Below are 7,415 nucleotides of genomic sequence, written 5' to 3'. Positions count from 1 at the left end.
AGAAGATATCAAGAACGATTGAACCAAATCATTCTCCAAGAAAAGGCCATCCTTTGCGGGATGGCCTTTTGGTCAAAACTTGCCATTACAGACAGCGCGGCGAACCGTATCATAAGTAACGGCAAGTTTTTTGGGGTTGGGCGATCACTGTCCGTCAAGGCCTGCCGCTGAACCGCTCGAGCGCTTCCTCGGTAACCGGTGCGAAGAGGTTGACGAGGTTGCCGTCGGGGTCGCGAAGCAGTGCAGAGCGGTTCCCCCATGGCATCGTGGTCGGTTCCTGTACCCACTCGTCGACAAGCGGCTTCAAGCGCGTGTACTCGGCATCAACGTCGTGGACGCGAAACTCGATGATGACGGTGTGGTTGTCGGCCGCGCGCGCGGTACCAGCGCCGAACAGTTGCACCGTCTGGGAGTGGCCGATCGCCAGGGTACACGATGGCAGAACGAACTCAGCGAAGACAGGCGCGGGGCGTTTCGCCGAAACACCCGTGACTTTCTCATAGAACTCGACGAGTCGATCCAAGTCGTCGGTAATGATGCGTACAGAAGCGAAATTCACGAGACATCATCCTTTCCATAATGGAGTTAAACGATACGATACCGTATCGTATCATATTCGCCTGAAAAATACAAGTGACCGTATGACAAACAAAAATGGTGCTCGAAATTGATTCGTTGCCTCACCAGGCGCGGTCGTGGACCCGGCGCCAAGGATGCCCCCGTGGTATAATGTGAAGGAGCATTTATTTTAGGCAACGAACCCCAGTTTAAGTACTTTTATGTTGGAGGGAAGATGGTGACTACGTCTAATAAATCTGAACGTGTGCCGTCGGACAAGGTGAATAGTCGCGTCGAGCGTTCACGACATACCGTCCTGACCACGGCATTTGAACTGCTCAGCGAAGGCGGTGTGACTAGCTTTACCGTCGATGAGGTAGCGCGTCGTTCCGGGGTCGCGAAGACGACCATCTACCGCCACTGGCCGACGCGGGAAGCACTGGTGATCGACGCCTGTTCACAGATGATTGCCGAGCAGGAAACGCCCGACACCGGCTCACTCGAAGGTGACGTCACGGCTATCCTGATGGAAATCGCGCACCTGCTACCGACGGCGAATTGGTCCTTCGTTCTGCCGTCAATCGTCGACACCGCCGAGCGCAATCCGGAGTTCGCGGAAATCCACAGTCGGATTCAGCGCGGACACGCCGCACCCCTGAGAGAGGTCCTGCAGCGCGCGGTAGGCAGGGGCGAGCTGTCGGCACACGCCGACGTGTCAACGATCGTCGCGGCCTTGCTGGGGCCACTCTTCTACCGCCGCTGGTTCTCGCGCGAACCGATCGACGACCAGTTCGTAAAGGCGATCATCAAACGCGTACTCACTTCACTTTAGTACGAGACGCCTCCCCCTGCTTGGCCGGACCGTTATCTATAGGTAAGGGACAAGTAAAAAAGGTGTCCCTCTCAGCCATTTTCACGGCTTAAGGGACACCCTATTTTTACTCTTTTTGAAGGTAGGCTCACATCATTTATCTGCTCTTTTATATTGCTCTAACTCAGCCTTTAATCTGGCATTCTCTTCCAACAACTTTTGTACATCGGGTATGTCCTTGCCGGAAACCCAGCCACCCAAATCGTCTCTTCCTTTATACTCCTTCAATTTTTCATGAAGTACCCACCTAACGTGCCATTCTTCTGCAATATGAAATATGGCCACATCTTCCATTACGGATTGCTTAAACTCTTGGAACTTCTCATAGCTTGACACGCCGACAAAGTCGTATGGCTGTTGTCTTAATGCTTCATCGGTTAAAACAAGAGCGAATCTTGGCTTACCTAGTTCTCCGGCATAATCATATTCCCAATGCGGATAACTCTTCGATTCATCGGGAAGCATGTTTCCATAGAGTCCTCCGAGAATGGTGATAAATACATCGGATTCATCAATCCATCTCTTAATTGTGTCCATGGGGCGTTCCAAAAAGAATGGGTCGATTCCAATTCCAGCAGGAATGTGACCAGCTTTAAGAATAGCTTCTACAGCGATTTGACGTTCTGCAACCAGATCGGCAAAAGTAGACGATATGTAGATTTGTAATTTTTTTCTCATAGGCCACCTTATGAAATGAAATTAATATAAATCATACCGTTGGCTCCGTTCATATGTCAATATTTCCCGAGATTTCAATGCTTCGGATATTGCAGCCGGGGCTGCTTCTTTGCTGATCATCTCCTTTTTTGTATGATACAATCATGAGTTAATAGTCCTTTTTCTTAAAAATTCAAATTAGGATGATGATCCAATGAACATTTTGGTTGTGGAAGATGATAAAACCATTGCGTCCGGCCTCGAGTATTCTCTACAGCAAGACCAGTTTTCTACGGTTCTGTGCCATGACGTCGCATCTGCGAAAAAGGTAATAGCGGAGCAGCTGGATCAGTTCGCTTTATGTCTGTTCGATTTATCGCTGCCGGATGGAAGCGGGTATGAATTGTGTAAAATGGTGAAGGAGCGAAGCGATGTTCCCGTGATTTTCCTGACGGCCGTCGATGATGAAGTCAATGTCGTGATGGGGCTTGATATGGGAGCGGACGATTATATTACGAAGCCTTTTCGAATTCGCGAGCTGCTCTCACGGATAAAATCGGTGCTGCGGAGATATCAGAAGCAGCCGCAGGCCAAAGCCATCATCGAAGTAGAGGGTATCCGGATCAATACGCTTGAGGGCAAGGTATATAAACATGGCGAAGAAATTCCGGTGACGGCTTTGGAGTACCGCTTATTGCTGGTTTTCGCGAACCATATTGGGCAGATCCTCTCCAGAAATCAGCTCCTAGAACAAATTTGGGATGTGGCCGGGGATTTCGTCAACGACAATACGCTAACCGTTTACATCAAAAGGCTGAGGGAAAAACTAGAGGATGATCCGAAAGATCCAACGTTCATTAAAACCGTACGCGGTTTAGGATATAAGGTCGGTGAGTAGCATGCTGCGTAATCGCGAGATCCGCCTCGTACTCTTATTGATGTGCGTAATAAGTCTGGTTATGCTTGCCGCCGCGGCTTTTTTTTCGCCCGCTGCCGTGGTCCTCGTTCTAACGACGTCCATTTTACTGATTGGGTGCAGCCACCTGTTTACGAGGTTGAGATATCAAGAGATTGAGAAATTGTCCGGCTATTTGCGGCAAATTAGCGGCGGCGACTATTCCCTTGACGTCCGGGATAATCGGGAAGGGGAATTCAGCATTCTGAAAAATACGATTTATAAAGTAACCGTCATGCTGTCGGAGCAGAGTACCCTTTTGCATAAAGACAAAATCCATCTTACCGACGCGATTTCGGATATATCCCATCAGCTTAAAGCGCCTCTAACCTCCATGATGGTCATGGCCGACTTATTGGACGACGCCAAGCTGCCTGAAGCGAAAAGAACGGAATTTACGCGCAACATTCGTATCCAGCTCGAACGGCTGGATTGGCTTGTTTCTTCGTTATTGAAGCTTTCGAAAATCGACGCAGACACCGTACAGTTCAAGAAAGATCAAGTCAGGGTGACCAAGCTTATTGAAAAAGCGTTACAGCCCGTGCTCATTCCAATAGACATCAAAGAACAGACGGTTTCGGTAACGGGCGATGATAGCGTTTCTTTTGTAGGCGATCTGAATTGGACAACCGAAGCGGTAATCAATATTTTAAAAAACGGGGTAGAGCATACGCAGGCAGGCGGAACCATCGCGATTTCCTTTTCGGAGAACCCGCTATTTACGGAGATTAGGATTGAAGACAATGGCAAAGGCATCTCCAAGGAAGAGATCCCTCATATTTTCAAACGTTTTTATAAAGGAAAGAGTGCCGGCGAGGGCAGCAGCGGCATCGGTCTCTCGCTGGCTCACAGCATTATAACGAAGCAGAATGGAGATATAGAGGTCCAGAGTGAACTCCATAAGGGAACCCAATTTCGGATTCGCTTCTACAAGCAAGTCGTCTAACCAGGGCTAAGTGACTAGACTGTCACTTTCAAGTCACTGTAAAGTCACTTCGGGCAGATATACTAAATCCATCGATAAACGTATGGAGGGTTCAGCATGGAAATTCTGAGGATCGAGCATCTGTCTAAAGTGTATGGAAAAGGCGACACGGCGGTAAAAGCGCTTGATGACGTCTCCTTTTCGGTGGACAAAGGGGAGTTCGTCGCCATCATCGGTCCGTCCGGCTCGGGGAAGTCGACGCTTCTACATATGCTAGGCGGTGTAGATAAACCGACAAGCGGAAAAGTATTTGTGGACCGTACGGACATGTACAGTCTGGACGAAACGCAGCTGGCGGTTTTTAGACGGAGACAGATCGGCTTGATTTACCAGTTCTACAATCTTATTCCGATTCTAACGGTTGAAGAAAATATCCAGCTCCCGCTCTTGCTCGATCAGCATAAGGTGGATCAGAAACAGTTCGAGGATATTGTGAAGACGCTGAATTTGCAAAACCGCTTGAATCATCTGCCCAATCAGCTTTCCGGCGGCCAACAGCAGCGGGTCTCGATCGGCAGAGCGTTGATGAATCAGCCCGCTATCATCTTGGCAGACGAACCGACCGGTAATCTGGACAGTAAAAACGGCAGCGAAATCATTGACTTATTGAAAATGTTCAACAAAAGCCTGCATCAGACGCTGATTATGATCACCCATGACGAACGAATTGCTTTGCAAGCCGACAGAATTATCGCCATTGAAGATGGGAAGATTGCCAAAGACGAGGTCATTCGGCCATGAACATTATCCATAAGCTAACGCTCCGGCATTTAATGAAAAATAAGAAGCAAACGCTGGTGACCGTGATCGGAGTTATGATTTCCGTGGCCATGGTGACGGCGGTTATCACGCTTGGCTCCTCTTTTCTGGCGTTAATGCAAAAGCAAACGATTCAAGAGTATGGAGAATGGCATGTCCTGTACAAAAACGTCAACAAAAATCAGCTCGAAGCGATCAAACAGGATGCGGCAACCCAACAATTCATCACTTCCAAGGAACGCGGCTTTGCTCTACTCCAAGGAAGCCAAAATATCAACAAGCCGTATTTGTTCATTAAAGCGTTTAATACCCAAGGCTTTAACAACTTCCCTATTGCATTGAGTGAAGGGCGTCTGCCTCAACAAGCCAATGAGATCGTCCTTTCAGAAGCTATCGCCCCGAACGCCAAAGTCACCTACCGGATTGGCGATCGGTTAACCCTTGATGTCGGGCAGCGCTCGAATCCTGCCGATCCTGATAATACGGACCTTAATCAAAATGAACCGTTAAGATTCATCAACGGGAAAAGCTCGGAAACCTTAATTCATACAACAACCGAAACGTATACCGTTGTAGGCTTTATTAAACGTCCTTCGTGGGAGCAGACGTGGGCGCCGGGGTATACGGCCCTTACCTATGTGGACGAGAACATGGTGGACACCAACAGAACCGTTGACGCGAGCGTGGTCCTGAAGAAAGTCGATGGCACTGTATTTGCTCATGCCAATGACTTGTCCACGAAAAACAACATCAGCTCGTTTAAAACGAATGAGTCTCTATTGCGTTATTATGGCGTCATGGGTGGCGGATTAGGCAAAACCTATAACTCGCTATTCGTCATTGTAGTGCTTGTTATTGTCATTGGCTCCATTTCCTTAATCTACAATGCTTTTGCAATTTCCGTCTCGGAACGGTCGCGTCATCTGGGGATGCTGTCGAGCGTTGGAGCAACGAGAAGGCAGAAGAGAAATTCGGTATTTTTTGAGGGCGCGGTCATTGGCGTCATTAGCATTCCCTTAGGCGTCATCTGCGGATTGATTGGAATCGGCATTACTTTTCACTTCATTAACTCGATGCTCGAAGCCGCGATCGGCGTTACGGAAAAGCTGACGTTGGTCGTGACGCCTTCATCGCTCGCTATGACGTGTCTGATCTCGATCGTCACGATATTCATTTCAACGTATCTTCCAGCCCAAAAAGCATCTAAAATTTCGGCTATCGACGCGATTCGGCAAACCACGGATATTAAGCTGACGGGGAAAACGGTGAAAACCTCGAAGCTGGTCCAACGGTTATTCGGCATTGAAGCGGAATTCGGATTGAAAAATTTAAAAAGAAACAAACGCAGGTATCACGCTACGGTCTTTTCGCTTGTCATTAGTATCGTGCTGTTTCTATCCGTGTCGTTCTTCACTTCCAACCTGCAGAAATCGCTTGATGTCTCCCAAAAAGGCTATAACTTTGATATCGGGGTATACAAGAACGATGAAGTGGCGACGCTCGATGAGCGTTTGGTGAAGTCGATTGTGTCGTTGGAGGGCGTTACGGAATACAGCCTGATTAAACAGTGGTCCGGTGTCTTCACTTGGGTTGCAGAGAAGTCCGTTCCTGAAGGGGAGAAACCCCCCTGGGATCCCGATCAGGGGCGATATAAATACAATCTGCAAGTAAATGCTTTAAGTGAAGACAAGCTAAAAGCTTATGCTCAAAAGGTCGGCATCGAGTACGCCAAGCTAACGAATCCCGCTCACCCAACCGCCATATTGATTGATGTCATGTCCTATAGAGATAAAAAGGACAAAATTATCGAAACGAGAGGTATTCATGGCCGGGCAGGGGAAATGCTTGATCTCGTCTCCACGGATTCTCATGAGGAACCGGTCAGCAAAGTGGAGCTTGCCGCGGTAACGGATCAATTCCCGATGGGACTTGTTCGAAGCAGCTTTGAAGTTCATCTTGTTGTGTCCGAGCCGGTCTTCGACCAGTTAATGAAAAAAAGCAAGGATAAAGCGTATTCCGGACTTTACCTGAACAGTAAAGATCCTTTGAAAACACAGCAAAACATCGAAGAAATGAAGGAAGAGCTAGCTGTCAGGAACTTATTTCAAGAAAGACAGCGCTCTGAACAAATCATCCTGTTATTGTCCGTATTTGTTTACGGTTTTGTGGCCTTAATTACGGCGCTTTCGATGGCGAATATTCTCAACACGATTTCGACGAGCATTGCCCTTCGCAAACGGGAATTTGCGATGCTGAGATCGGTGGGGATGACGCCGAAAAGCTTTAATAAAATGATGAACTATGAAAGCATTTTTTATGGAATCAAGGCCCTAACTTATGGGCTTCCGATCAGCGCAGTGATTATGGTGTTGATCTACCGGGCCATCAGCTACAGTTTCTCGTACGGTTTCATGGTGCCATGGACCAGTATTCTGTATGTGATTGCGGCCGTATTTGTTATCGTGAGCTTGTCCATGTATTACGCCAGCATAAAAGTAAAAAAGGCAAACATTATTGATGCTTTGAAGCAGGAGAATCTATAGAACGGACAGCCGACCACTTAGCTTAGGAAAGTTTTTTTACCCCCGCCGATTTGTTGGTGGGGATTTTTTTAATCTGTCTTTACTATT

At 47.9% G+C, this 7,415-nt stretch carries 7 protein-coding genes; 5 read left to right on the top strand and 2 right to left on the bottom strand.

Going from position 1 to position 7,415, the window contains the following annotated elements:
- Nucleotides 1-154: 154 nt before the first annotated feature.
- A complete protein-coding gene (locus PEL01S_RS31340) occupies nucleotides 155-559 on the bottom strand; it encodes a VOC family protein (protein WP_127463011.1) in 405 nt (134 codons plus the stop codon).
- Nucleotides 560-793: 234 nt separating this feature from the next.
- Here PEL01S_RS31340 and PEL01S_RS31335 point away from each other — a divergent pair, with 234 nt between their 5' ends.
- Nucleotides 794-1,390 carry a TetR/AcrR family transcriptional regulator gene (locus PEL01S_RS31335; protein ID WP_127463010.1) on the top strand — a complete coding sequence of 199 codons (597 nt, stop codon included), beginning with the start codon at nucleotides 794-796 and terminating at the stop codon, nucleotides 1,388-1,390.
- A 132-nt stretch (nucleotides 1,391-1,522) separates the two neighbouring features.
- Here PEL01S_RS31335 and PEL01S_RS31330 read toward each other — a convergent pair whose 3' ends face one another.
- Complete coding sequence (locus tag PEL01S_RS31330; protein WP_127463009.1) at nucleotides 1,523-2,107, bottom strand: DUF4062 domain-containing protein; 585 nt, start codon at nucleotides 2,105-2,107, stop codon at nucleotides 1,523-1,525.
- 193 nt (nucleotides 2,108-2,300) lie between these two features.
- On the opposite strand from PEL01S_RS31330, the gene PEL01S_RS31325 reads away from it, so the two are divergent.
- The 4 genes from PEL01S_RS31325 (at nucleotide 2,301) to PEL01S_RS31310 (ending at nucleotide 7,328) form a co-directional block, all read left to right on the top strand.
- Nucleotides 2,301-2,984, top strand: coding sequence for a response regulator transcription factor (locus PEL01S_RS31325; RefSeq protein ID WP_127463008.1), 684 nt, complete (start codon nucleotides 2,301-2,303; stop codon nucleotides 2,982-2,984).
- A 1-nt stretch (nucleotide 2,985) separates the two neighbouring features.
- Complete coding sequence (locus PEL01S_RS31320) at nucleotides 2,986-3,987, top strand: sensor histidine kinase (protein ID WP_127463013.1); 1,002 nt, start codon at nucleotides 2,986-2,988, stop codon at nucleotides 3,985-3,987.
- Nucleotides 3,988-4,083: 96 nt separating this feature from the next.
- A complete protein-coding gene (locus PEL01S_RS31315; RefSeq protein WP_063185428.1) occupies nucleotides 4,084-4,767 on the top strand; it encodes an ABC transporter ATP-binding protein in 684 nt (227 codons plus the stop codon).
- On the top strand, nucleotides 4,764-7,328 hold the full coding sequence (locus tag PEL01S_RS31310; protein WP_127463007.1) for an ABC transporter permease: 2,565 nt from the start codon (nucleotides 4,764-4,766) through the stop codon (nucleotides 7,326-7,328). Before PEL01S_RS31315 ends, PEL01S_RS31310 begins: the two co-directional genes overlap by 4 nt.
- Nucleotides 7,329-7,415: the final 87 nt, after the last annotated feature.

The organism is Paenibacillus elgii NBRC 100335 (assembly GCF_004000865.1).
In the GTDB taxonomy this organism is placed as follows: domain Bacteria; phylum Bacillota; class Bacilli; order Paenibacillales; family NBRC-103111; genus Paenibacillus_G; species Paenibacillus_G elgii.
Note: the sequence above shows the minus strand (reverse complement) of the source record. Positions and strands in the feature narration are given on the sequence as shown.

Bases quoted from the DNA above. Each gene is read 5' to 3' on its own strand.
- PEL01S_RS31310 (WP_127463007.1), top strand. From the start codon at position 4,764: ATGAACATTATCCATAAGCTAACGCTCCGGCATTTAATGAAAAATAAG.
- PEL01S_RS31320 (WP_127463013.1), top strand. From the start codon at position 2,986: ATGCTGCGTAATCGCGAGATCCGCCTCGTACTCTTATTGATGTGCGTA.
- PEL01S_RS31315 (WP_063185428.1), top strand. From the start codon at position 4,084: ATGGAAATTCTGAGGATCGAGCATCTGTCTAAAGTGTATGGAAAAGGC.
- PEL01S_RS31325 (WP_127463008.1), top strand. From the start codon at position 2,301: ATGAACATTTTGGTTGTGGAAGATGATAAAACCATTGCGTCCGGCCTC.
- PEL01S_RS31335 (WP_127463010.1), top strand. From the start codon at position 794: ATGGTGACTACGTCTAATAAATCTGAACGTGTGCCGTCGGACAAGGTG.
- PEL01S_RS31330 (WP_127463009.1), bottom strand. From the start codon at position 2,107: ATGAGAAAAAAATTACAAATCTACATATCGTCTACTTTTGCCGATCTG.